At 63.5% G+C, this 24,252-nt stretch carries 29 protein-coding genes and 1 tRNA gene; 16 read left to right on the forward strand and 14 right to left on the reverse strand.

Annotated elements, in window-relative coordinates; genetic code table 11:
- Window positions 1-3: 3 nt before the first annotated feature.
- The gene (locus DCY11_RS09570; RefSeq protein ID WP_108682701.1) at window positions 4-267 is read left to right on the forward strand and encodes a DUF6582 domain-containing protein; all 264 of its coding nucleotides are present in this window, start codon (window positions 4-6) and stop codon (window positions 265-267) included.
- Between the two features lie 13 nt (window positions 268-280).
- Here DCY11_RS09570 and DCY11_RS09575 read toward each other — a convergent pair whose 3' ends face one another.
- Entirely contained in the window at window positions 281-751 is a 471-nt protein-coding gene (locus DCY11_RS09575) for a DUF6790 family protein (RefSeq protein ID WP_108682702.1), read from the reverse strand.
- A 60-nt stretch (window positions 752-811) separates the two neighbouring features.
- Between DCY11_RS09575 and DCY11_RS09580 the strand changes: the two genes are divergently transcribed.
- The gene (locus DCY11_RS09580; RefSeq protein ID WP_159079924.1) at window positions 812-2,083 is read left to right on the forward strand and encodes a cytochrome P450; all 1,272 of its coding nucleotides are present in this window, start codon (window positions 812-814) and stop codon (window positions 2,081-2,083) included.
- A gap of 3 nt (window positions 2,084-2,086) precedes the next feature.
- Here DCY11_RS09580 and DCY11_RS09585 read toward each other — a convergent pair whose 3' ends face one another.
- From DCY11_RS09585 to DCY11_RS09615, 7 genes are all read right to left on the reverse strand, one after another.
- Window positions 2,087-2,410: a hypothetical protein gene (locus tag DCY11_RS09585; RefSeq protein ID WP_159079925.1), complete on the reverse strand. Its 324-nt coding sequence runs from the start codon at window positions 2,408-2,410 to the stop codon at window positions 2,087-2,089.
- A 149-nt stretch (window positions 2,411-2,559) separates the two neighbouring features.
- Window positions 2,560-3,639, reverse strand: coding sequence for a hypothetical protein (locus DCY11_RS09590; protein WP_159079926.1), 1,080 nt, complete (start codon window positions 3,637-3,639; stop codon window positions 2,560-2,562).
- A gap of 22 nt (window positions 3,640-3,661) precedes the next feature.
- Complete coding sequence (locus tag DCY11_RS09595) at window positions 3,662-4,606, reverse strand: alpha/beta hydrolase (protein ID WP_108682706.1); 945 nt, start codon at window positions 4,604-4,606, stop codon at window positions 3,662-3,664.
- A 300-nt stretch (window positions 4,607-4,906) separates the two neighbouring features.
- Window positions 4,907-5,452: an SH3 domain-containing protein gene (locus tag DCY11_RS09600; RefSeq protein WP_108682707.1), complete on the reverse strand. Its 546-nt coding sequence runs from the start codon at window positions 5,450-5,452 to the stop codon at window positions 4,907-4,909.
- A 155-nt stretch (window positions 5,453-5,607) separates the two neighbouring features.
- Window positions 5,608-5,693 (reverse strand) — tRNA-Leu (locus tag DCY11_RS09605).
- Window positions 5,694-5,778: 85 nt separating this feature from the next.
- Window positions 5,779-6,468 carry a DUF6064 family protein gene (locus tag DCY11_RS09610; RefSeq protein WP_108682708.1) on the reverse strand — a complete coding sequence of 230 codons (690 nt, stop codon included), beginning with the start codon at window positions 6,466-6,468 and terminating at the stop codon, window positions 5,779-5,781.
- Entirely contained in the window at window positions 6,468-7,382 is a 915-nt protein-coding gene (locus DCY11_RS09615) for an aldo/keto reductase (protein WP_108682709.1), read from the reverse strand. Before DCY11_RS09615 ends, DCY11_RS09610 begins: the two co-directional genes overlap by 1 nt.
- 124 nt (window positions 7,383-7,506) lie before the next feature.
- On the opposite strand from DCY11_RS09615, the gene DCY11_RS09620 reads away from it, so the two are divergent.
- The 4 genes from DCY11_RS09620 (at window position 7,507) to DCY11_RS09635 (ending at window position 9,829) form a co-directional block, all read left to right on the forward strand.
- The gene (locus DCY11_RS09620) at window positions 7,507-8,088 is read left to right on the forward strand and encodes a YqaA family protein (protein ID WP_069443612.1); all 582 of its coding nucleotides are present in this window, start codon (window positions 7,507-7,509) and stop codon (window positions 8,086-8,088) included.
- Window positions 8,089-8,090: 2 nt separating this feature from the next.
- The gene (locus DCY11_RS09625; protein ID WP_108682710.1) at window positions 8,091-8,588 is read left to right on the forward strand and encodes a disulfide bond formation protein B; all 498 of its coding nucleotides are present in this window, start codon (window positions 8,091-8,093) and stop codon (window positions 8,586-8,588) included.
- 107 nt (window positions 8,589-8,695) lie between these two features.
- A complete protein-coding gene (locus tag DCY11_RS09630) occupies window positions 8,696-9,088 on the forward strand; it encodes a thioredoxin family protein (protein WP_108682711.1) in 393 nt (130 codons plus the stop codon).
- Between the two features lie 21 nt (window positions 9,089-9,109).
- A complete protein-coding gene (locus DCY11_RS09635) occupies window positions 9,110-9,829 on the forward strand; it encodes a cytochrome c biogenesis CcdA family protein (protein WP_108682712.1) in 720 nt (239 codons plus the stop codon).
- A 26-nt stretch (window positions 9,830-9,855) separates the two neighbouring features.
- On the opposite strand, the gene DCY11_RS09640 is transcribed toward DCY11_RS09635, so the two are convergent.
- The 5 genes from DCY11_RS09640 to DCY11_RS09655 form a co-directional block, all read right to left on the reverse strand.
- Entirely contained in the window at window positions 9,856-10,422 is a 567-nt protein-coding gene (locus tag DCY11_RS09640; protein WP_069443615.1) for an HNH endonuclease, read from the reverse strand.
- A 118-nt stretch (window positions 10,423-10,540) separates the two neighbouring features.
- Complete coding sequence (locus tag DCY11_RS16165; RefSeq protein ID WP_371514999.1) at window positions 10,541-10,720, reverse strand: hypothetical protein; 180 nt, start codon at window positions 10,718-10,720, stop codon at window positions 10,541-10,543.
- Window positions 10,708-11,211 (reverse strand): alpha/beta hydrolase, encoded by a 504-nt coding sequence (locus DCY11_RS09645; protein ID WP_371515000.1) that lies wholly within the window; start codon window positions 11,209-11,211, stop codon window positions 10,708-10,710. The genes DCY11_RS16165 and DCY11_RS09645 overlap by 13 nt, the downstream gene beginning before the upstream one ends.
- 29 nt (window positions 11,212-11,240) lie before the next feature.
- Complete coding sequence (gene bfr, locus DCY11_RS09650) at window positions 11,241-11,738, reverse strand: bacterioferritin (RefSeq protein ID WP_069443617.1); 498 nt, start codon at window positions 11,736-11,738, stop codon at window positions 11,241-11,243.
- 58 nt (window positions 11,739-11,796) lie between these two features.
- On the reverse strand, window positions 11,797-12,048 hold the full coding sequence (locus DCY11_RS09655; RefSeq protein ID WP_108682713.1) for a bacterioferritin-associated ferredoxin: 252 nt from the start codon (window positions 12,046-12,048) through the stop codon (window positions 11,797-11,799).
- Window positions 12,049-12,292: 244 nt separating this feature from the next.
- Between DCY11_RS09655 and DCY11_RS09660 the strand changes: the two genes are divergently transcribed.
- A complete protein-coding gene (locus DCY11_RS09660; protein ID WP_108682714.1) occupies window positions 12,293-13,771 on the forward strand; it encodes a response regulator in 1,479 nt (492 codons plus the stop codon).
- 21 nt (window positions 13,772-13,792) lie between these two features.
- On the opposite strand, the gene DCY11_RS09665 is transcribed toward DCY11_RS09660, so the two are convergent.
- The gene (locus DCY11_RS09665; RefSeq protein ID WP_108682715.1) at window positions 13,793-15,793 is read right to left on the reverse strand and encodes a protein meaA; all 2,001 of its coding nucleotides are present in this window, start codon (window positions 15,791-15,793) and stop codon (window positions 13,793-13,795) included.
- A 394-nt stretch (window positions 15,794-16,187) separates the two neighbouring features.
- Here DCY11_RS09665 and ccrA point away from each other — a divergent pair, with 394 nt between their 5' ends.
- From ccrA to DCY11_RS09710, 9 genes are all read left to right on the forward strand, one after another.
- The gene (gene ccrA, locus DCY11_RS09670; protein ID WP_371515001.1) at window positions 16,188-17,495 is read left to right on the forward strand and encodes a crotonyl-CoA carboxylase/reductase; all 1,308 of its coding nucleotides are present in this window, start codon (window positions 16,188-16,190) and stop codon (window positions 17,493-17,495) included.
- Between the two features lie 192 nt (window positions 17,496-17,687).
- Entirely contained in the window at window positions 17,688-19,337 is a 1,650-nt protein-coding gene (locus tag DCY11_RS09675) for an acyl-CoA dehydrogenase family protein (protein WP_108683773.1), read from the forward strand.
- Between the two features lie 9 nt (window positions 19,338-19,346).
- Entirely contained in the window at window positions 19,347-19,856 is a 510-nt protein-coding gene (locus DCY11_RS09680) for a TspO/MBR family protein (protein ID WP_108682717.1), read from the forward strand.
- Window positions 19,857-19,866: 10 nt separating this feature from the next.
- Window positions 19,867-20,694 (forward strand): SDR family oxidoreductase, encoded by an 828-nt coding sequence (locus tag DCY11_RS09685; RefSeq protein ID WP_108682718.1) that lies wholly within the window; start codon window positions 19,867-19,869, stop codon window positions 20,692-20,694.
- A 79-nt stretch (window positions 20,695-20,773) separates the two neighbouring features.
- Entirely contained in the window at window positions 20,774-20,974 is a 201-nt protein-coding gene (locus tag DCY11_RS09690) for a twin transmembrane helix small protein (RefSeq protein ID WP_069443624.1), read from the forward strand.
- Window positions 20,975-21,103: 129 nt separating this feature from the next.
- Window positions 21,104-21,682 carry a cob(I)yrinic acid a,c-diamide adenosyltransferase gene (locus tag DCY11_RS09695; protein ID WP_108682719.1) on the forward strand — a complete coding sequence of 193 codons (579 nt, stop codon included), beginning with the start codon at window positions 21,104-21,106 and terminating at the stop codon, window positions 21,680-21,682.
- Window positions 21,683-21,699: 17 nt separating this feature from the next.
- Window positions 21,700-22,413 carry a rhomboid family intramembrane serine protease gene (locus DCY11_RS09700; protein ID WP_108683774.1) on the forward strand — a complete coding sequence of 238 codons (714 nt, stop codon included), beginning with the start codon at window positions 21,700-21,702 and terminating at the stop codon, window positions 22,411-22,413.
- A gap of 138 nt (window positions 22,414-22,551) precedes the next feature.
- Complete coding sequence (locus DCY11_RS09705; protein WP_108682720.1) at window positions 22,552-23,301, forward strand: electron transfer flavoprotein subunit beta/FixA family protein; 750 nt, start codon at window positions 22,552-22,554, stop codon at window positions 23,299-23,301.
- Window positions 23,302-24,252 (forward strand): electron transfer flavoprotein subunit alpha/FixB family protein, encoded by a 951-nt coding sequence (locus DCY11_RS09710; protein WP_108682721.1) that lies wholly within the window; start codon window positions 23,302-23,304, stop codon window positions 24,250-24,252.

The following is a 24,252-nucleotide window of genomic DNA, read 5'->3' on the forward strand; positions in this document are numbered from 1 at the left end:
CCTATGGAAGCGACGTGGATGCCCCATACCGAGCACGGCGAGATTCACGACCGTGCCGAACTTCCCGAAAGCGTTTACGCCTTTCCCCGCCAGCGCAAAGAGCCGCTGACGGACGCGACGCATGTAAAGAATGCGCTGGCCCGTTTCGATCAAGTCGAGGGTGTCTCTGACGCCGACCGGGATCTTGCCTTCGCCAATATCAAGAAGGCCGCGGCGCATTACGGTGTCGACCTGCACGAGACCAATTGGCGGGAGCTCGGCGGCTAGGCGCGGCCCCCGTTTATCGGTGAAGAATCAGGAGCCCTATCAGGAGCGTGAGTGGGGTCAGGATGTCCCACCAGAAGATCGGCCCGGCATTGTTGATGGCGAAGTTCTTGCGCCGGATCATGTCGGCGATGTGGACCGATGCCGCGCTCCACAGGAAGCCTGCCGCCATGAACGTCATCGCCCACGCCGCTTCCGGGCCCAGGATGGATGCCGCGATAGCCCCGAGGCCGATGCCGAGATTTGCGCCGGCAATTTCCTTCTGAAAGGGGCTCGGGGCCCAGCCGATGGACTGGGCGACGTGATCGGAGAACACGGCATGGGAGAACGCGGCCCATAGACTGGGCACGCCAAGCCCGAGGGACAGCATCCATTGCAAGGTCGGCCCGAGGCTCTCGGCTCCAAACGGCTGAGGGACATCGAGAAAGCCCAGCGTGAGGGCGGCCGCATAGCAGAGAGCGGGAAGCGCGGCGATCAGTTGCTTCATGGGTCCGACGCTCCAAGAGGTTTGATGATGAAACGAACGACTGATTCGGAGGTCCCTTCGATGGCTGCAGGCTATCAGAAATCCTATTCGTTGCGCGCGCCGTTGCGGGTCGACCTGCAAAGCCGGGCGAGCAAGCAGGATCCTTATTCGTTCTTTGCGGGGCTTCGCGAGAAAGGCCCGGTCGTCCCGTTGAAGCTGCCTTTCGTCGGAAAGGTCTGGGCGACCACGACCTACGAGGCCACGGCCGCCATGCTGAAGGACAATGCCCTGTTCGTGCAGGAGGGCCGCCATGCGGGGAAGTCCGGTGTTGCGGGCCTGTCCTGGTGGATGCCACACGCCATCAAGGTTCTCAGTAACAACATGCTGCTCAAGGACGAGCCGGATCATCGGCGCTTGCGCAAGCTGGTGGACCAGGCCTTTCAGCGGCGGCTCGTCCGGGACATGCGCGCCGAGATCGAGGGGCTGGCCGACCGGATTCTCGACGACATCGACGGGCGTGATGAAATCGACCTTGTGGGTTCCTACGCGCGCAGGTTTCCGTTGGAAGTCATCTGCTGGCTTCTGGGCCTGCCGGAGGAGAACCGCGGCAAGTTCGAGGAATGGGCGGGACACATGACGTCCGCCTTGCGTGGGTTCGCCGCGATACGGGTCGTGTTCACCATGCCCGGCGTCGTGAATTACGTCCGTGAACAGATCGAAGAGTGCCGCCGAAACCCGCGCGAAGGGCTCATCAGCGAATTGGTTCGGGCGGAGCAGGACGGCGACAAGCTCAGCGAGGACGAGCTGCTGTCCATGGTCTTCCTGCTGCTGTTCGCAGGCTTCGAGACGACGACGCATCTCATCGCCGACAGCGTGATCGCGCTGGAGCAGAACCCGGCGCAGAAGGCGTTCCTGTTCGCCGACCCGGCAACGCGGATGGAGCGTGCGGTGGAGGAGCTCGGCCGCTACATGACGCCGGTGCAGAGCACCAAGCCGCGTTACGTGGCACGGGACTGCGAGTTCTTCGGCCAGAAACTTCAGCGCGGCGAGAACATTGTCGGGCTCCTGGCGGCCGCGAATTCAGACCCGGCTGCCTTCGACGGGCCGGACACGCTCAAGCTCGACCGCCTGCCCAATCCGCATCTCGTGTTCGGGACGGGCATCCACTTTTGCCTCGGCATGCAGCTTGCGCGCGTCGAGGCACAGTCGGCGCTGGCCCGGCTCTATGGCCGCTATCCCGACCTGGAGCTCGCGGCGCCGGACGATCTTCCCTGGATCGAACGCTTCGGACTGCGCGGCGTGTTCGCGCTGCCGGTGCGGTTGAATGCCAGTAGCCGCCGGAAGGCGGCGTAGCTGCTAGTCGTCGTAGTGGCAGCCTTCCTGAGCGTTCCACACTTGTCCGGCCGGACACCCGCGCGAGCCTTTGGAGGAACCCTGGTAGGCGCCTTGGACGCACTTGTCGCCTTCGACGCGATAACCCGGACCGCAGTAGCCAGCGGCCTCACTCTTTTTGATGCACCGTCCTTCGAGCAGGATGGAACGCGGGCCGCATCTCTTCTTGATGAGCACCAGCGGCGGGCCGGAGCGCATGGCTTCCAACGACTGGGGCAGTCCCGCGCCCACGTCGCCGGCGGGGAAGGCGCGGGCGGCCGACGCTGCAATCAACAGTGCAAGCGTCATTATAACGAGGCGTAGGGCCCTCATCGGCATTGGCATGTCCTTCCGATCGTTAGGTGGACTCGAATCGCTGCCGGCCGGCAGCGCATTATCCGTCATGTGCGAGCGTGGGCCGGGACGCGCCGGATTGCAACCGGCGTCGACGTCAACGCTCATCGAAGCGCGGTCCAGACAACAACCGCGCTCGCAATCAGATAGATCGACAGTGCCCAGATCGCCCAGCGGCGGTCCTGCGCCTTGGTCTCGGCTTCGCTGGCCTCGCCGCGCCAGGATGTGGCGACGACGCGTGCCAAGGCGACGATGATGAAGAGGTAGGCGAGCATGAAGATCTTGTCGATCATCATGAGGTAGTCGACATCCGGCAGCGACGATGTCGCCGTCAGCTGGATCGCCACCAGGGTCAGCAAGGCGGTGATGCCAAGACCGATCCGGCCCTCGACATAAACGGGGCGCACGAAATAGACGAGCAGGGCGCAGACCACGATCAGGGCAATGGGGATGAAGGTCTTGATCGACATGGCGACCATGGGACGCGTCACCGGGATTGAGAGGACGATGCGCGAGTAGGGCTCGGCATCGGACACGGACAGATCGCCGAAGTTCGTCGGATAGGTATTGGTCGTGATCTTCATCGTGGGCGTCCCCACGTGGAAGCCCGGCAGGGTGATCACAGGGTCGACGATGACGGGCGTCTTGCCGTCGGGCACGTAGACCTGCTCTCCGGTCCCTGCGAGCGTGTCCTCCATGATGACCGTCAGATACTGGGTGTCGAACGGGAAGGTCGCGAGCTGAAACTTCGTCGAGAAGAGTCCCTGATAGCGCAGGATCGAGTAATACCCGCCGTCGGGCATCCGTTCGGGTTCTTCGGTCAGCGCCTCGCGCAGATTATCGTCCGACGCGAACCGGTTCATGAACTCCATGCTTTTGGACGGGTCGATGTCCGGCGACGTCCAACGGAACCAGACATACAGATCGATGACGTAGTTGTTCGCCTTGAAGTCGAGTTGCTGAATGTCGTTGATATAGGCGCCGACGACGACTTCCTCCGGCCCGGGCGCCGGCGCGCCCTTGATCGCCTGCTGGACCGGTTTCGGGACGCTGGCCGGCGGTGTCTGGGCCATCGCCATTGGCAAGGTTGCTGCGGCCGCACAAATGAAGGCGACGAGGGGTGCCGCGATCACGGCAGCGGCGCGCGGCGCGGCGCGGCCCAAAGCGTGAAGCAAGGAAGCCAAGCGGTGGCTTTGCTCCGCTCGTCTAGGCGCCAGGGCCATCGAGTTGCTCCTTCAGCCAGGTGCTCATGCGCAGGCGCATGCTCTTGTACGCCACGCGCAGCATCCGGCCCATGTTCATGAAGCCGTGCACCGTGCCTTCATAGCACTCGTATTCGACCGGAACACCTGCGGCCGCAAGCCGTTGGGCGTATTCGAAGCCCTCGTCTCGGAAGGGGTCGAAGCCGGCGGTTATGATCAACGTGGGCGGCAGGCCGGAATCGTCCTCGTACAGCGCCGGAATCGCCCTTGGGTCCGCAATCGGCCAGGCCAGACCGAAATAGTGGTTGAAGAACCAGTAGAGCATGTCCTCGGGGATCGGGAACTGGTCGACGAGGTCTTTGCGCGACGGCTGTTTCGCGCGCAGGTCCAGGGCCGGGTAGATCAGGAGTTGGGCCGCCGCGGGCGCCACGAGCCGTCCCTTGGTCTCGTGCAGCGCGACGGCGGCCAGCGACCCGCCCGCACTGTCACCGGCAACGGCGATGCGCGCCGGGTCGATGGACAGCTCGGGCGCGGCTGCGGTCAGCCACTTGAGGGCCGCGACGCCGTCGTAGACTGCGGCCGGGAACGGGTGCTCGGGCGCGAGGCGGTAGTCGACGGAAAACACTGTTGCGCCCGTATCGAGGCAGAGGGCCCGGCAGAGCGTGTCATGGGTATCGATATCGCCGAGCACACCGCCGCCGCCATGGAAGAACAGGATGCCAGCGCCGCTGGGGACCGGGGCGATATACTCACGGATTGGAATGGCGCCCGCGGGCGTCTCGATCTCGAGGTCCCGCGTGGACCCGATCTCGATCGGGCCGACCTCGGTCTTGGAGATCGAGCGGCGGTATTCCGCCCGAGCGGTCTCATGGTCCATCTGCCACAGAGGCTTGGTCGTGGATGACGAAACCCAAAAGAGCAGCGCCTCGGTCTCGCGGTCTAGTTTCACCGGTGCCCGTCCTGATGGTGCAATACGATATTGAATGCCGCGCGCAGCAAGGAAGAAAAGCGACACCGTACCTAGCGGACTTGCGCCCCTCGGGTAAAGCTTTTCGGTGCTCTAAAGCCAGCCCAACCCCGACTAAAGCAGGTCTCTACATAAGCCCTTCTGACGAAGATTGAAGAGGCTTGGGGGGCGTTTCTCGCTACACCTTCTCAGGGACCGCCGAAACGTCCCGGATAGTTCGCGGCTCGTCCTGTTCAGCTTTGGGCCGGGGGCCACGCTGCATTCCGGCGCGCCGACCACGGATCAGTTGAGATAGCGGCTGTTCACCCAGCCGGCGGTGCCGTCCTTGGCGATCTTGAACCAGCGTCCGCGCTTGGCGATGACCTCGACGAAGCATGTGTGGTTCGTCAGCCGTCCAACAATTGCGTAGCTTGCGCTGGGGCCCGAGCGAACATTCAGCACGTCGTTCGAGGCGACGCCCACGACGCAGCGGAAAGCCGGGTCGTCGGCGTCTCCGCGCTGGCCTCCACCATGGTTGCCATCGCCGCCTTCGTCTTGCGCCCTCAGGTAGGCCGAATGGACGAAGCCGCCCCGGCCATAGTCGACCCAAATCCAGTTCCCCTCGCGGCGGCCGGTGACGACGCCGCATTCGCCGGGCCGGATAAAGCCCACAATGTTGTAGCTGGAGGCGGGGCCGGTGCGGATGTTGAGCACGTCGTTGCTGGCCACGCCCGAGACGCAGGCGGCGTGGGCGGGCGTGACGGCAGCGGGAGCCGAGACGGCAAAGAACGCCGCGCCGAGGGTGAGTGCGGCCAGCAGACGGCCGGAATTTTCGAACAGGGTTTTCATGGTCGTTGCCTCTCTCGATTTGGCTTCCGTCGCTACGGAAGAACCTTGGACGACCAAGTACTGGCCGATGAGTAGAAGCTAATCCGGCGCTGCGGCAGGCTCGATAGGGTGGATCCCCTATTCGATGATCAGTGATGGAGAGGGATGGATGGTGGTGGTGCCCCAGGCCGGACTCGAACCAGCACGCCCTTGCGGACAACAGATTTTGAGTCTGTCGCGTCTACCATTCCGCCACTGGGGCCAAAGTCCTTCAGACCAAAAGGCCATCGAGACCAAGGGGGCGGAACATGGGCCAAGGCCTGCGTCGGGTCAATATCTTCGCGGTGCTACATGGTGGCCCGGTCGTCCCACCGGCTTTGCAGGCCCCGACAGACCGCGACGACAAGGCTCGCGGCACCGGCCACGGGCATCAGCAAGGCTTCCGGCGACCCCATGGTGATGAGGGTGGCGCTGGTGACCGCGCACCATAACAGCGGTATCGGCAGGAGCTCCCAGCGTATGCGGTCGGCGGCTAGGAGCGCGCCGAGCGTGGCCAGAACCGTTGGATCGGGCGCGATGCCGGCGATCTCCGCCCCGGTCCAGGGGTGCCCCAACGCCGGGCCGATCAGAGGCTGGAGAAACAGCGCGAAAACCAGCAGCGCCACACCAAAGTGTTGCAGCCCTGTCCGGCGCTCCGTGTAGCCGAGCCGGCCAAACCCCACACCGCTGAGGAGGAGCAGCACAGCTTGGGTCGCGAAGGCCCAACAGTAATACGGCGCGGCAAGATTGATGGAGGCGTAGCGGGTGTGGAAATACCCGAAGGCGACGGCCGCCCACGCCACGGCCAGCAGCGCCGCGACGATCCGCCCGGCCGAGGGTGCGCGGCGGGCGATCAGTACGAGACCCGCAAGAAATGCCCCAACGGCCAGGATCTGGGCTGGCCAGAGGTCCGTATTTTGGAGTTCGAACAGGCGGTAATAGACGTCCGGCGAGAACATCAAGAGATCGCGGGGCTCGTAGGTCCACCACTCCGACATCAGACGGTTTCGATGTAGTCGGCCATGCGCTTTCGTAGCCTCGCATCCGGAAGCGGCCCGCTGGCCGAGGCGAGGTTCTCACGGACGTGGTCCACCCGTGTCGTGGCGGGTATGGCGCAGGTGATGGCCGGGTGGGAGATGACGAATTTGAGCAGGAACTGCGCCCAGCTGTCGGCGTCAATTTCGCTGGCCCAGGCCGGCAGGTCCTTTCCCTCGAACCGGTAGATCAGTTCCTTGCGGCGGAACGGCCGGTTGGCGATTACCGCGATACCCTTCTCCTTCGCGAGCGGGAGAATGCGTTCCTCAACGTCGCGGTCGGCCATGTTGTAGGTGGCTTGCACGAAGTCGAGATCGTGCTTCTGCATGATCTGTTCGAACTCGGGGTGCCGGCGGCCATGGGATGTGGTGATGCCGACATAGCGGAGTTTTCCCGCATCCTTCATCGCGAACAGCATGTCGAGATGCTCCTGCCAGGCGAGCAGGTTATGAACCTGCAAGAGGTCGAAATTGTCGACACCCCAGTGCGCACGCGATTCTTCGATCTGCGCCGGTCCGTCTCCGGGCTCGCTCGTCCACACCTTGTCGGCGGAGAAAAGCTGGTTCGGGTAGCCGAGCTTTTCGAGCGCATGGCCGATGACCGGCTGCGCCGAGCCATACATGGGTGAGGAGTCGATCATGCGCCCGCCGTCTTCGAAGAACGCGCGCATGATCTCGGTGCGCGCGTCGCGGGCTACGTCATCGTCTCCGACGTTGAAGGTGATCCAGCTTCCGAGCCCGACGATGGGGATGTCCTCGCCGGAGGAGGGAATGGGCTTCGTGAGCGGCGCCGTCTGCGCCCGTCCCAGCCCCGGCATCAGCGCGGCGGTGCATGCTGCGGCCATCGTTCCCAACATCTCGCGCCGAGTCAAAACCATGATCGATCCTCACGCTAGGGGTTGTCCGCGTCTGCCGCTCGCGGGTCTGCCGAGCCTCCAAGGGCCCGGAACCGCCGCGCGGTTAGAATAGACAGGCGATGCGCGCCCCGCTAAAGGAAGCGCCATGCTGAAGCGCGCTTACGACAAGATGATGGATCTCGCGGCGCACCGCAACGCGCCGTGGGCGCTTGCGGGGGTGTCCTTTATCGAGAGCTCCGTTTTCCCGCTCCCCCCGGACATCATGCTAATTCCGATGGTGCTGGCGGAGCGGCGCAAGGCCTGGCTCTTCGCCACCATCGCCACCATCGCCTCCGTCCTCGGGGGCATCTTCGGCTACATCATCGGCTATTTCCTGTTCGATACGATCGGCCAGCCGATCCTGAACTTCTACGGCTACGGGGAGAAGTTCGAAGACTTCGCCGCCCGCTACAACGATTATGGCGCCTGGATCGTGTTCATCGCCGGCGTGACGCCCTTTCCATACAAGGTCATCACGATCGCCAGCGGCGTGACGCAGTTGAACTTCTTCGTGTTCATGGTCGCCAGTGTCGCCGCGCGCGGCATTCGCTTCTTCGCGCTCGCAGGTCTGCTCTATTGGTTCGGCCCGCCGATCAAGAACTTCATCGACAAGTATTTCGGCATCCTGTCGGTCGTGTTCGTGGTGCTGTTGATCGGCGGCTTCGTGCTCATCAAATACGTGATGTGACCATGGACGATACGCGCGACACGCTGGCGGGGCGGATGATGGCGGCGAGCGCCGTTGTGTTCGGCGGCGCGCTGCTGATCATTCTCACGGCGCACGCCTTCGAGCACATCGGCGGCTATCCCCCGTGCCCGCTCTGCCTCCAGGAGCGCTACGCCTATTACTTCGGGGTGCCGGCCGCCGTGGTCGCGTTTCTCGCCGCCCGCAGCGAAACCTTCGGCTTCGCGCGCCTGGTGCTTGTGCTTATCGCGATCGGCTTTCTCCTCAACATGGGGCTTGGCGTCTACCACGCGGGGGCCGAGTGGAAGTTCTGGCCGGGGCCTGAGACCTGCGCCGGCGGATTCGATCTGCAATGGAGCCAGGAGGGCATTGTCGATACGCCGGTGATCCGCTGCGACGAGGCGTCCTGGCGGTTCCTCGGCCTGTCCTTCGCCGGCTGGAATGCGGTGGTTTCGCTGGGACTCGCCGGGATTGCCCTGTGGGGCGCGACGCGGCGCCGTTGACCGGCCTTTTCAGGCCCTGCTCACGACAATTTCAAACACCTTGATTGGCGGCCGGGCCGGGCCGGCTGGTACCAAGATGGGGAATTTATCCCTTCTTGGAGGTTGAAATGACCCAGATTCGCGCTCTGTTTGCCGGCCTTGTGGCCGTGTTTCTCGTGGCGGCGGTTCCTGCATCGGCCGCCGACGTTCAGCCCTACAGCCCCGAGGCGCTGGCCGAGGCTCAAAGTGCCGGCAAGCCGATCTTGGTGGATGTCTACGCTGCCTGGTGCCCCACCTGCCGGGCGCAGAAGCCGATCATCGAGGATCTGACGCAGCAGTCGAAATACAAGAACCTGCTGATCCTGAGGGCCGACTTCGACAAGGACAAGGACGTCCTCAAGGAGCTGAACGTGCGCTCCCAGAGCACGCTGATCGTGTTCAAAGGCAAGGACGAGCTGGTCCGGTCGGTCGGGTCGACGAGCCCGGTGGCCATCGAGGGCATGCTGGACCTGACGCTGTAAGCGTTCCGCGGGAGCCGCACCATGGTCGCAACACTCGGGCTCGCGCTTTTGGCCGGCATCCTGTCTGTGCTGTCGCCGTGCGTCCTGCCGCTCCTCCCCATCGTGTTCGGCACGGCGCAGAGCGAGCACAGGATGGGGCCGGCCGCCCTTGCTCTGGGCGTGGCGATTTCCTTCACCCTTATCGGCCTATTCGTGGCGACGATCGGCTTCGCGATCGGCTTGGATACGGATGTGTTCCGGCTCGTGGCAGCGGTGCTTCTCATTGCCGTGGGCGTCGTGCTGCTCGTGCCGCGCCTGCAAGCCCAAGTGGCCGTCGCGGCCGGCCCGGTCGGGAACTGGGTCGAGGATCGCTTCGGCGGGTTCTCCGGTACAAGTTTATGGGGCCAATTCGGCGTCGGCGTTCTTCTCGGCGCGGTCTGGGCTCCTTGCGTCGGCCCGACCTTGGGCGCGGCGTCCGTGCTCGCCGCCAAGGGTGAAAACCTGGGGCAAGTCGCGCTGACCATGCTTGCCTTCGGGGTCGGCGCGGCGCTGCCGCTGATGGCGTTGGGCTTCGCCTCACGCGAGGCCATGCTGCGCTGGCGCGGCAAGCTGGCCGAGGCCGGCAGAGGCGGCAAGATGCTGCTGGGGATCGTGCTCGTTGCTGTCGGGCTTCTGGTGGCGACCGGTGGGGACAAGGCGCTCGAGGCCTGGCTCGTCAACGCATCCCCGGACTGGCTCACCAGCCTGACCACGCGCTACTAGCGGCGGTCCGGGACCGGCGGCAGGCCTTACGGCTCCAGTTCCGTATCCCAGTACAGATAGTCGAGCCAGCTTTCGTGGAGATAGTTCGGCGGAAATAGCCGCCCGTTGCGGTGCAGCTCGAACACGGTCGGCCGATAGGGCGTTTGCGCCGGCCACATCTTGCCCCGGCTCGGCATGTCGCCGCCTTTGGCCAGATTGCACGGCGCACATGCCGTGACCACGTTGTCCCACCGCGTCAGGCCGCCTCTGTTCCGCGGAATGAGATGGTCGAAGGTGAGATCCTGACCGGTCCCGCAATATTGGCAGGTGAAGCGGTCGCGCAGGAACACGTTGAATCGGGTGAATGCCGGATAGAGCGCCGGGCGCACATAGCTTTTGAGCGAGACGACGCTCGGCAGCTTCATCTCGAACGAGGGCGAGTGCACCGCGTGATCGTATTCGGAGACGATGTTCACACGGTCCAGAAACACGGCCTTCACCGTGTCCTGCCAATTCCAAAGAGAGAGCGGGTAGTAGGAGAGGGGCCGGTAGTCAGCATTCAGCACAAGAGCGGGGTAAGTCCCCGGTGCGGCCGATGCTGTTGCGACGTTCAAGGCCCTCAAGTCCTCTTCGTTGCCCGTCGCACTCGGGCTCAACCTCAGTTGTCGCGGGAGATACTATAAGCACGTGTCACGAATGTGAAGGACCCTAGATGATGTGATTGTGACACCCTCAATCCGCTACCAGGGTCCCCGCAAACGCCTGCTTGAGGAATTCGCCGCCGAGGCGCAAGCCATCGCCGTCGATCCCGTGGCCGATGCCGCGGCTTACATGCCACTGCACGTTCAAACCCGCCTGACCCAAGGCTTCGCGGGCCATGGTCATTGCCTCGACGGGGATCACTTCGTCCATGTCGCCGTGTACGAGGAGGATCGCAGGTCCCTGTCCGGGGGCGGCAAACCCTCCATGGTCGCCAGCGCGCCGGAATAGCCGACAATCGCCGCGGGTCTCGCTTGCCGCGTCAATCCCACGGACAGCGCCATCATCGTGCCTTGGCTAAAGCCCACCAGGGCGAGCGATTCGGCAGTCAGCCCCTGACGTTCGAGTTCGGCATCCAGAAACGAATCGAGGGCGGGCGCCGCGCGTTTGACGCCGGCCGCGATGATCGACATGTCGCCAAGGGACAGATCGAACCATTGGCGCCCCATCGGGGCCATGCCGCAGGGCTCGGGCGCATGAGGCGACACGAAGGCCGCGTGCGGCAGGAGCGGCGCCCATTCACGTCCGAGGGCGATCAGGTCGTTTCCGTCCGCGCCATAGCCATGGAGGAAGACGACAAGCTGCTTGGGTGCCCCGCCGGCGGCTGGCGCCAGGCGGGGACCGTCAAGCTCGGAAGTGGTCATAGAACTGCCGGAACCTGCTTTATTGAGACCTAGTCGTCGCCGCCGTCCACGTCGTCGGCGGACTTGGCATTGAGCTGGCCGTAGTTCTGAGCGCCGATGTCGCTCAGGAGGCCGAGCTGGGTCTCAATATAATCGATATGGCCTTCTTCGTCCTTCAGAAGGTCCTCGAAAAGCAACATGCTGACATAGTCTTCTTCGTCGCGGCAGGCGGCGCGGGCTTCCATGTAGAGGGCGCGGGCGCTGTACTCGGCCTTGAGGTCGCACTCCAGGATCTCTTTGACGTTCTGCCCGATCATCAGCGGATCGAGCTTCTGCATGTTCGGGAAACCCTCGAGGAAGATGATGCGCGTTACGAGCTTGTCCGCGTGCTGCATCTCCTCGATCGACTCTTCGCGCTCCTTCGCGGCGAGCTTCTGATAGCCCCAGTCGTCGAGCAGGCGGTAGTGAAGCCAATACTGGTTCACCGCTGTCAGCTCATGCGTCAACGACTTGTTCAAATAGTCGATTACCCGTGGATTGCCCTTCATCGGAACCTCATCTCCATTATCAGTTTAGAATGGTTATAAGGTAATTTCCGGAGCGTGGCTAGTCTGCAGGTGGGGTGTCGTCGAAAGGAGATCGATGCGGAAACGAGGCCGCGGAGACGGGTCCTTCCTCATCGTAGCCGACGATGAGTTTCACCACCAAGGGCATGCAATCCCCGCATTTCGGCCGTTTGCCGAGCGTCCGGTAGATGAGCCCGGGCGTCAACACGACGAACGGGTCCTTCGTCCGCAATGCCGAGACGGCTTCGTGAATCTCCTCCGAGGTGAGGACGGTGCAAGAGCAGATAATCATCGTGTGTTTCTAGGTGCAGCGCGTGCCTTTGTTTCCGGTCCCGCGAGAAGTACGGCGGCCAGCCGGTCGCCATGAGCACGTCAGGCTTCGCTACGGCCACTTTCGCGCAAGGAAACTGCGGAGTTTCGGGTCTTTAAAGCGGGGGCTTAGGGAATCGTCAACCAAGACACTTAGCGGCCTTTTAAATCATCTCCCCGATGCTCGGGCTTACGAACATGCAAGCTGACTATCTGGTGGGGCAAAAATGCAGGCTAATGAAATTCGCGCCGACGATCTGTACGGACAGATCGAAGGCCTGGTCGCACAACTCGAGTCGGAACGGCAGGCGCGCGCGGCCGCGGAGGCGGCGAACGCCGGGACACTGGGGCTTCTCGACGTGGTCAGCAAGAAGTTGCGCCCGCCGATGGAATCCGTCACGGCGCTGACTGACCGGATCCTGGACGGACCGCTCAACCTTGCGCAGCGGCGCGATGCCGAAACCCTGGCCCATTCGATGCACCGCATCTTGAGCGCGCTGACCGAAGTGCTGGACTTCAGCACGCTCCAGTCCGGCGAAGCCGACTTTTCGGTGGAGCCGTTCGACTTTCACGCTCTCGTCCGGGAAACAGCCTCCGCCCTGCAGGCTTGCGCCGCGGCCAAGGGGCTGACCAGCAGCGTCGACATGGCGTCGAACTGCCCCCGCTATATCGTCGGCGATGCCATGCGCGTCCGCCAGGTGCTCATGGCGTTGATGGAAACATCCATCAAGGCCACGACCGAAGGGTCGATCCGTCTTTACGTCAGCGTCAACGACGCGGCGTCCCCGGTGACCGTTCGCTTCGACATCACCGACACCAGCCCCGGCATGACCCCGGAGCAACAGGCAGCGCTGTTCCAGCCTTCCACCGATACGTCGCGGTCCGACGGCGGTCTCGGCCTGCCGATCGCGCAGCGGCTGGCCGACGCAATGGGCGGCGAGGTTTCGTGCGATAGCGCCATGGGGCAGGGCGCGCTGTATTGGTTCACGTTCAAGGCGCTGGTCGCCGAGCAGCAGACCGAGAACCGTCCGGCGGAGTTCGCTCCGGTCGAGATGCTCGAACTCGACGAGGTGGACGTTGTCGAGATGGGCGTCGTTGAGGCGGAGGTCGTCGCGCTCGACGAGCCGATGACCGGCAGCCTCGAGGCTCAACGGGCCATGGCGGAGATGCTCGAGACACCGGCCCCGGAGCCCGAGCCGGATCCGATGCCGGAACCCGAGCCTGATGCGGCGCCCGCGCGCGCGGCGCGGCAAAAACCGGAGACGGTGGAGAAGCGAGACCATGCCGGATCGCTGGCGGGTCATGTGCTGATGATCGAAGACAATACGGTCAACCGGCTCCTGATCGGCGCCTATCTCGACGAGTTCGGGTTGACGTTCGATGTCGCCGAGACAGGCGCAGCCGCGTTGATGTGCCTGGCCCAGCGTCCCTACGACGTCGTGCTCATGGACACGGTCCTTCCCGACTATCGTGGGCTTCAGCTGGCGCAGCGCATCCGGTCGCAGGAATCGGTCTCGGCGCATGTGCCGATCGTCGCGCTCGCGACGCTATCGGATACCGAAGACGAGAAGACCTATGTCGAGGCTGGCGTGAACGCCTCGGTGGACAAGCCCATTCAGGGTCTCGAACTCTATGCGGCGCTCGTGCCGCTGGTGCCGGCGCAAAAGGAAGACGCCGAGGAAGAGGATTGGACCCCGGTCTACTAGGCTTGGTTGGCAGCCAAGTCGCTAGCCGGCTTTGGCCAAAGCGTCGACGTTCTGATCCACGAGATTGACAATTCCCGTCATGATCTCGTTGAGCTGGAAGTCCTTGGGCGTGTAGACGGCCGAAGCGCCGCACTGCTTCAGGATGTTGACGTCTTCCTGCGGAATGATGCCACCCACCACGACGGGGACATCGTTCATGCCTGCCTCGCGGAGCTTCTGCACGACATCGCGCACGAGCGAAACATGTGATCCCGACAGGATCGACAGCCCGACGACATGCGCCTTGGACTCCTTCGCTTGCGCGACGATCTCCGCGGGCGTCAGGCGAATGCCGTCATAGACGACCTTCATGCCCACGTCGTCGGCGCGTACGGCAATCTGCTCCGCGCCGTTCGAATGGCCATCGAGGCCGGGCTTGCCGACAACGAAGGTCAGTGTACGGCCTAGCTTGCCGGAAACTTCGCTCACGAGTTCGCGAATCTCCGCCATACGCATTTCGTCGACCGCATGTGCCGCGCCAATCCCGGTCGGCGCCCTGTACTCGCCGAAGACTTCGCGCAAGACCGCGCCCCACTCGCCGGTGGTGACGCCGGCCTTGGCCGCTTCGATCGACGGCGGCATGATGTTGCGGCCTTCGCTGGCAGCGGACTTCAATTCCGTCAGGGCCTGATTGACCGCGGCGTTGTCGCGGTTCTGGCGCCATGCCTGGAGCGCGGCGACCTGCTCGATCTCGACCGAGTCCGGCACCGTGAGAATACCTTCCATACCGGAATCGAGCGGCGAAGGCTCTGTCTCGGTGTAGCGATTGACGCCTACCAGAACCTGATCGCCCCGCTCGATGTCGGCCATTCGCGCGGCGTTCGAGGCAATCAGCGCTTCCTTCATATAATCGATGCAGGCCACGGCGCCGCCCATGGAGTCGAGCTTGGCGAGCTCAGCGCGGGCCTGTTCCTTCAACTCCTCGACCTTGCGGTCGATTACCTCGGAGCCGTCGAAGATATCCTGATACTCCAGAAGGTCGGTCTCGTAGGCGACGATCTGCTGCAACCGCAGCGACCATTGCTGATCCCATGGGCGCGGCAGGCCGAGCGCTTCGTTCCAGGCCGGAAGCTGCACGGCGCGGGCCCGGGCCTTCTTCGACAGCGTCACCGCCAGCATCGAAAGCAAAATGCGGTACACGTTGTTTTCGGGCTGCGGCTCGGTCAGGCCAAGCGAGTTGACCTGCACGCCGTAGCGGAAGCGGCGCAGCTTGGGTTCTTCGACGCCATAGCGATTGAGCGCAATTTCGTCCCACAGGTCCACGAAGGCCCGCATCTTCGAGATCTCGGTGATGAAGCGGACGCCCGCATTCACGAAGAAACTGATGGCCGCGACGACCTTGGGGAATCGCTCGTCGGGAACCTCGCCCGACTCCTTGACGCGGTCGAGCACGGCTTGTGCCGTGGCGAGCGCGAAGGCGAGCTCCTGGGCCGGCGTCGCGCCGGCCTCCTGCAAGTGATAGGAGCAGACATTGGTCGGATTCCACTTCGGGACGTCCTGGTTCGTGAAAACGATCACGTCCTTGATGAGCCGCAACGAAGGATCCGGCGGGAACACGTAGGTGCCGCGCGAGAGATATTCCTTGATGATGTCGTTCTGCGTGGTGCCGGTGAGCTTGGTCCGGTCCGTGCCTTGTTCGTCCGCAAGCGAGACATAGAGCGACAGCAGCCATGCCGCCGGCGCGTTGATCGTCATCGAGGTGTTCATCTCGCCGAGCGGAATTCCGTCGAGCAGCGTGCGCATATCGCCGAGATGGGAGACCGGCACGCCGACCTTGCCCACTTCGCCGCGCGCCAGCGGAGAATCGGAGTCGTAGCCGGTCTGGGTCGGTAGATCGAACGCGATGGAAAGGCCGGTTTGCCCCTTGGCCAGGTTCTTTCGATAGAGTTCGTTCGACGCTTTAGCCGTCGAATGGCCCGCATATGTGCGGAACATCCACGGTTTATCGCGCACCGGCTTGTCGCTGTCTGTGTTGCCGCTCATAGCTCTTGCTGAAATCGTCCCCTGTTCGTGTGCGGTGCATCGAAGCATGCCCGGGGCGTGCGGGCAATATGCCGTTAGAAGCGTTGTAAATCGCCCTGTCGGCCCTTTGAAAGTCCCAAAAGCAGGGGCCGACTGCCGCAGGCGGATGCCCCTCCGTGCGATTCTTCCTCTGGCAAGAGGCGATTCTTTTTGCTAACCCTCCTGACCGATTAAGGCAGCCCTGCCAAAATTTGGGCATTTCCATGTGAGCCCCGGCGCTTTCGGTGCGGGCAGGCCGACACAGTCTGCGGCCCGCAAAGATGTTGCAGTCGCGAGATGGATCGAAGACAATTCTCGCAAATGCAAAAAAGCGCCCCGACAAATAGAGGACTGGGGGGACAACCGGATGAATGAGATGTCGATAGGTGAAGTTTCAGCGGATGCGGCCGCCCCACGCGGCGAAATCAAAGATCTTTACGAGGTCGGCGAAATTCCGCCGCTGGGCCACGTGCCGAAGAACATGTATGCCTGGGCTATCCGCCAGGACCGCCACGGTGCACCGGACACGGCCATGCAGGTGGAAGTCGTTCCGACCTGGGAGCTGGACTCCCATGACGTGCTCGTCCTCGTGATGGCTGCGGGTGTCAACTACAACGGCGTTTGGGCCTCTCTCGGTGAGCCCATGTCCGTGTTCGATGTGCATAAGCAGCCCTACCACATCGCCGGTTCGGACGCCTCCGGCATTGTTTGGGCCGTCGGCTCCAAGGTGAAGCGCTGGAAGGTCGGCGACGAAGTCGTCATCCACTGCAACCAGGACGATGGCGACGACGAAGAGTGCAACGGCGGCGATCCGATGTTCTCCACCTCGCAGCGCATCTGGGGCTACGAGACGCCGGACGGTTCGTTTGCGCAGTTCGCGCGCGTGCAGGATCGTCAGCTTCTGCCGCGGCCGCAGCACCTCACCTGGGAAGAAGCGGCTTGTTACACGCTGACCCTCGCGACCTCTTACCGCATGCTGTTCGGCCATCGTCCGCACACGCTGAAGCCGGGACACAACGTCCTGGTCTGGGGCGCCTCGGGCGGCCTCGGCTCCATGGCCATCCAGCTCTGCGCGACGGCCGGCGCCAACGCCATCGGCGTTGTCTCCGAGGACGACAAGCGCGACTTCGTGATGTCGCTCGGCGCCAAGGGCGTCATCAACCGCAAGGACTTCAATTGCTGGGGGCAGCTGCCCAAAGTAAATACGCCGGAATACAACGCTTGGGCCAAGGAGTGCCGCCAGTTCGGCAAGGCCATCTGGGAGATCACCGGCAAGGGCGTGAACGTGGACTGCGTGTTCGAACACCCGGGCGAGGCGACGTTCCCGGTCTCGACCTTTGTCGTCAAGCGCGGCGGCATGGTCGTCTTCTGCGCCGGCACCACCGGTTTTAACCTGACCATGGATGCGCGCTATGTCTGGATGCATCAGAAGCGCGTTCAGGGTTCGCACTTCGCGCATCTGCAGCAGGCGAGCATGGCGAACAAGCTCGTGATCGAACGTCACATCGATCCGTGCATGTCCGAAGTCTTTCCTTGGGAGCAGATCCCCAAGGCCCATATGCGCATGTGGAACAACGAGCACCGTCCCGGCAACATGGCCGTGCTGGTGAGCGCGCCCGTCACGGGTCTTCGGACATTCGAAGACGTGATCGAGGCGAGCGAAGAGACACACGGCAAGGCGTAAAGCCCGGCCGGTTCTAGAATTCGGCTGCTTCGGCAGCCGCAGGCGCGCCTCGGGCATGAAGTCCGGGGCGCGTTGTACTTTCATGTCCCCCAAGCCGATTGGGGTTTGACTCACACTGCCGCGCGCGGTTCGGTGTGGAACAAACCCCGATCGCACGACCGGAGGAACCCGACGTTGACCGCCACCGAATCCATGACCGACCGTTTGATCCCGCTCCTCGATGCCGCCGCCGATGCGGCCGGAACCTTGGGCGCCGTGGCCACCGAGGCCGTGAAAGCCAAGCTCGCCCCTGACGGCAAAGTCGACAATGCCGCGCTGGAGCGCGAAGAGCATATCGCCCATGGCCTGGCCTGGATCGCCACCTATGTCGAGGGCATCCGGCAGATGGCTGACTATGCCAAGCGGACCACGGAAGAGGGACGCTTCGGTGAGTTCGAGGGTCTGCTCACCCAGATCGTGGTTGGCGAGTATCTGGCCCAACTCGCGGGCGGCGTCGTCATGAGCCAAGGCGAGATCGTCCGCCTGCATGAGCTCGGCGTGCCGGACTCCGCGAAAGAGGCGTTTCTGTCCGACAATGTCGTGGCCCTGATCCAGGGCGTGACGCCGGAGATGCGCGCGCGCGTTTCCACGTTGATCCAGGATGCCGAGGGTGCCGCGGCGGCCAATTTCGGTGATCCGGGTCTGGACGAGACCTATGAGGAGATCCGCAACGAGATGAGGCGTTTCTCCCAAGCCGAAGTGGTGCCACATGCGCAGGAGTGGCACCTCAAGGACGAGTATATCCCGCTCGAGCTGGTCAATCAGATGGCCGAACTCGGCGTGTTCTCGCTGACGCTGCCGGAAGAGCTCGGCGGCTTGGGTCTCGGCAAGGAAGCCATGTGCGTCGTCTCCGAGGAACTGTCCCGCGGCTATATCGGCGTGGGCTCGCTCGGCACGCGCTCGGAGATCGCCGAGGAGCTGATCCACAACGGCGGCACAGACGCCCAGAAGGAAGAGTGGCTGCCGAAGATCGCCAGCGGCGAAATCCTGCCCACGGCCGTCTTCACCGAGCCGAACACCGGCTCCGACCTCGCTTCGCTCTCGACGCGCGCCGTGAAGGACGGGGACGTCTACAAGATCACCGGCCAGAAGACCTGGATTACCCATGCCGCGCGCGCCGATCTCATGACCGTGCTGGCGCGGACCGATCCCAATGAGAAGGGCTATCGCGGCCTGTCGATGTTCCTGGCGCCGAAGCCGCGCGGCACGGACGACAAGCCGTTCCCGGCGGCCGGTATGTCCGGCGGCGAGATCGAGGTGCTTGGCTATCGCGGCATGAAGGAGTTCGACATCTCCTTCGACAATTTCGAAGTGCCTGCGGCGAATCTCCTCGGCGGTGTCGAGGGCCAAGGCTTCAAGCAGCTGATGCAGACCTTCGAGGCCGCGCGTATCCAGACGGCTGCTCGCGCCATCGGCGTGGCGCAGTCCGCGCTCGACATTGGCCTCCGCTACGGCATGGAGCGTGTCCAGTTCGGCAAGCCGATTATCAATTTCCCGCGCGTGTCGGACAAGCTGGCCATGATGGCGGCGGAAATCCTGTTCGCCCGTCAGCTCACCTATTTTTCGGCGCGCAAGAAGGACCATGGCGAGCGCTGTGACCTGGAAGCGGGCATGGCCAAGCTCCTTGCTGCGCGTGTGGCCTGGGCCGCCGCCGACAATGCGCTGCAGATCCATGGCGGCAACGGTTTCGCCCTCGAATACACGATCAGCCGGGTGCTGTGCGATGCGCGCATCCTGTCGATCTTCGAAGGCGCGGCCGAGATCCAGGCTCATGTGATCGCGCGGCGTCTGCTCGAGCAGTGAGTGCGAGCCATGAGTAGTGTGGCCGAGCCCATCACCTCCAAACGGTCGCTTGTAGGGCTCGGCGTTGCACTGCTGATCTGTTTTGCCGCATCGCTCGTCGGCAGCGCGTTCACCACGCCCAATCTCGGCTGGTACGCCACGCTGGAGAAGCCGGGCTTCACCCCGCCGAACAGTGTCTTCCCGATCGTGTGGACGATCCTGTTCGCCATGATGGCGGTGTCGGCGTGGCTCGTCTGGCGGCAGCCTGCGGACGAGGGCGAGAAGAAGACGGCCCTGACCTGGTTCGGCATCCAGCTCGCGCTGAACGTGCTCTGGTCTTTCGCCTTCTTCCAGATGCACAGCCCCATCGCCGGTCTTGCGGTGATCTTGTGGCTGCTGGTCGCGATCGTGCTGACCATGGTGTTTTTCGACCGGGTCAGCCGGGTCGCCGCGCTCCTTCTCATCCCCTATCTGCTCTGGGTGGGTTTCGCCGCCGGCCTGAACTTCGCGATCTGGGCGCTGAACGCCGGCGCGGCTTAAAGGAGGCGGCATGGCGCAGCGCTCCGTTCTCATCACAGGCTGCTCTTCCGGCATCGGGCTCGCGGCGGCCGCGACGATGAAAGACCGCGGCTGGCGCGTGTTCGCCACGGCCCGCAAGCCGGAAGACCTAGCGCGCCTCACAGACGAGGTAGGCGTCGAGAGCGTCTATCTCGACTACACCGAGCCCGATTCGATCGCGGCGGCCGCCGATCACGTTCTGACGGCAACGGACGGTACGCTGACCGCGCTCTTCAACAACGGCGCCTACGGGCAGCCCGGCGCCATCGAGGATCTCCCGACCGAGGCGCTGCGCGCGCAATTCGAAACCAACGTGTTCGGCTGGCACGATTTGACACGCCGGGTGATCGCGCCGATGCGGGCCCGCAATGAGGGACGCATCGTTCAGTGCTCCTCCGTTCTCGGCCTGCTTGCCGCACCCTACAGGGGCGCTTATTGCGCCTCGAAATTCGCCATCGAGGCGCTGACGGATACGCTCCGCATCGAGTTGAAGGACACGGCCATCCACGTGAGTTTGATCGAGCCGGGGCCTATCGCTACGCGCTTCGTCGAAACGGCGATCAAGCACTACAAGAAGAATATCGACATGGAGAACTCGGCCCATGCCGAGATCTACCGCGAACGGCTTGCGAAGATGGAAGACGGCGGCCAGATGGCGTTCAAGCTCGAGCCGGAGGCCGTTTGCCGGCGGCTTGTTCATGCGCTCGAGGCGAAGCGTCCCAAGACGCGCTATTACGTGACGGTTCCGACCTTCGTGGGCGCTTACCTGCGCCGGATTCTGCCGGCGCGCGCGCTCGATTTTGTGGCCGCGAAGAACTAGACTCATTTGCTTGGCGCGGATCGCGCCCAAACACAGCCCGTCAAACGGGGGCACTCGCACGGGCCACCTGGAGGCCACTTTGGAATACGTACTTCGCTGGATTCTGCCGTTCGCGGTATTGCTGGTCGTGATCGTCCTGGTCTTCGGCCTGTTCAACATGCTCCGGGGCAACAATCCGAATCTCAGCCAGAAATTGATGCGCGCGCGCGTCCTTTTGCAGCTCGCGGCCCTTATCGTGGCGATGGCAATTGCCTATCTTGCGGGGACGCGTCCCCACTAGGCAGGGTTGACCCCTCCCAGGGCAGGGCTACGCTGTTTCGGAATAGTAGGGTAGCGGTCGGCGCGCCCGGCCCTTCGGGTCATCGTTCCACGGGAGCGATGCCCTCTCCGGGCGATCGTTTGGGGCACTATGGTCAAGCTGAACAAGATCTACACGCGAACCGGCGACGACGGGACGACGGCGCTCGGCACGGGCGACCGCGTCGCCAAGTACGATTTGCGCGTGGAGGCCTACGGCACGGTCGATGAGACCAATGCAACGATCGGGCTCGCGCGGGTCCACACCGGCACGTCGGACCCCAAACTCGACGCGATGCTCATGCGCATCCAGAACGACCTCTTCGACCTCGGCGCCGACCTCTGTTTCCCGGAGGAAATGAAGAAGGGCGAGGCGGCACTCCGCGTCAGCGATGCCCAGATCGCGCGCCTCGAAGCGGAGATCGACGAGATGAACGGCGTGCTCGATCCGCTCCGCTCGTTTGTTCTGCCGGGCGGTTCTCCCGCTGCGGCCTATCTGCATCTGGCCCGCACGGTTTGCCGCCGGGCCGAGCGCTTGGTCGTTGCGCTTGCGGCGCGCCCCGACGAGCCCGTCAGCACGCAAGCGGTCGGTTACATAAACCGGCTCTCGGATTTCCTGTTCGTTGCGGGTCGCTACGCAAACGACAAGGGTGCGTCCGACGTGTTGTGGGTCCCCGGCCAGAACCGCTGAAGCGGGGTGATGCGCCCGTGTTCGTCCCCCTCCATGACACCAACCCGCTCAAGAAGATCAGCTTTCCCTATGTGACGGTGGGGCTCATCGCCCTCAATGTCGCGGTCTATGTAGTCCTGCAAACGGGCTGGGTGGTGCCGCTGGAGGACGAAGACCTGTCCGCGTTCGCGGTCGTCCCGGCTCAGTTTCTTGCGAACACCGCGGGCGACACGCCATTTCTTGCGTCGGGCGGCGTTCTGGTCCCCGAACGTCTCACCCTCGTCACTTACATGTTTCTGCATGGCGGCTGGGTTCACTTGATCGGAAACATGCTGTTCCTGTGGGTGTTCGGTGACAATATCGAGGACGCGATGGGGCATATGCGCTTCATCATGTTCTATGTGATGTGCGGAATCTTCGCCGCGCTCTCCCACACCTACATGCTGCCGCATTCGGACCTGCCGCTGATCGGCGCATCCGGCGCGGTGGCCGGGGTCATCGCGGCCTATTTGATCCTGCATCCGAAGGTGAAGGTCTGGGTGCTGGCGCTCTGGCGTATCCCGATCCGCATCACCGCCGCCTGGGCGCTGGGCATCTGGATCCTCGCCCAATTCGCCAATCTATTCTTTGCGAGCGAGGAAGCCGTCGCGTGGTGGGCGCATCTCGGCGGGCTCCTTTCCGGGGCCCTTTTGATCCTCTTCATGCGGCGGCGGGGAGTGGTACTTTTCGACCGTACGCGCGGTGGTGCCTAAGGCTTCACGCGCTGCAATTCGGGACCCCGTGCCACCATTGACTTGAGACATTTCGGGCTTTACGGTCGCCGCCATTTCGCACGTGCGAGATATTGGTTTTGGGGCAAGTCAAACGCTCTTGGGGACCAAAAAGACCATATGAAAATCTTAGTACCCATCAAACGTGTCATCGATTCCAACGTGAAAGTCCGGGTGAAGTCCGACGGAACGGGCGTCGACCTGGCCAACGTGAAAATGTCGATGAATCCGTTTTGCGAGATCGCCGTCGAGGAAGCCGTCCGCATGAAAGAGCGCGGCGAGGCGACCGAAGTCGTGGCCGTCTCGATCGGTACCGCAAAGGCCCAGGATACGCTGCGGACGGCGCTCGCCATGGGCGCGGATCGCGCCATTCTGGTGAAGACCGACGAGACCGTGGAGCCGCTGGCCGTGGCCAAGGTGCTGCAGGCCGTGGTCAAGAACGAGACGCCCGATCTCATTATTCTCGGCAAGCAGGCGATCGACGACGATTGCAATCAGACAGGGCAGATGCTGGCCGGCCTTCTGGATGTGCCGCAAGGCACGTTCGCCTCGAAGGTCGAGCTCGACGGCGACAAGGTGAAAGTGACCCGCGAGGTCGATGGCGGTCTTGAGACCGTGTCGCTCACCAAGCCGGCCGTGATCACCACGGACCTACGCCTGAACGAGCCGCGCTACGCGTCGCTGCCGAACATCATGAAGGCGAAGAAGAAGCCCATCGACGAGACCACCCCTGCGGACCTCGGTGTCGATATCGCGCCGCGCCTGAAAGTGGTGGCGGTCAATGAGCCCAAGGCGCGCGAGGCCGGTATCAAGGTCGACGACGTCGCGACCCTTGTCGACAAACTCAAGAATGAAGCGGGGGTTCTGTAGATGGCCGTCCTGCTGCTCGCAGAGCACGATAACAAGACGCTCGCACCGGCGACCGCCAAGGCGCTGACCGCCGCGAAGGCATTTGGAAGCGACGTGGATATTCTGGTCTCCGGCGAAGGCTGTCAGGCCGTGGCCGACGAGGCCGCCAAGCTCGACGGTGTCCGCAAGGTCCTGCTGGCCGACGCGCCGCAGCTGGCGCACCGTCTGGCCGAAGATACGACGGCGACGATCCTGCCGCTCATGTCGGATTACTCGGTGCTGCTGGCGCCTGCGACGACCATGGGCAAGAACGTCCTGCCGCGCGTGGCCGCGCTGCTCGACGTGGGACAGATCTCCGACATCATCGAAGTGAAGTCGCCCGACACGTTCGTGCGGCCGATCTATGCCGGCAACGCGCTGGAGACCGTGCAGACGTCCGACAAGACCATTGTCGCCACCGTGCGCACGACGGCTTTCGCGGCGACGGGCGAGGGCGGTTCGGCGAGCGTCGAGACGGTTGGCGCCGGTGACGAGGTGCCGTCCTCCAGTTTTGTCGGTGCCGAAATCACCGAGAGCGAGCGGCCCGAGTTGACGGCGGCCCGCGTGGTGATTTCCGGCGGCCGCGGCATGGAGTCCGGCGAGAATTTCGAGAAGCTCATCGCGCCTGTCGCCGACCGCCTCGGGGCGGCTATCGGTGCGTCGAGAGCAGCCGTAGACTCCGGTTTCATGCCGAACGATTATCAGGTCGGCCAGACCGGCAAGGTGGTTGCGCCGGAGCTTTATGTCGCCGTCGGTATTTCAGGCGCCATTCAGCATCTCGCGGGCATGAAGGATTCCAAGGTGATCGTCGCGATCAACAAGGATGCGGAAGCCCCGATCTTCCAGGTTGCGGACTACGGTCTCGTTGGCGATCTGTTCGAGGTCCTGCCTGAGCTCAATGACGAGCTGAAGAAGGCAGGCTACGGAGACTAG

It is taken from the genome of Methyloceanibacter sp. wino2 (genome assembly GCF_003071365.1).
Lineage (GTDB): Bacteria > Pseudomonadota > Alphaproteobacteria > Rhizobiales > Methyloligellaceae > Methyloceanibacter.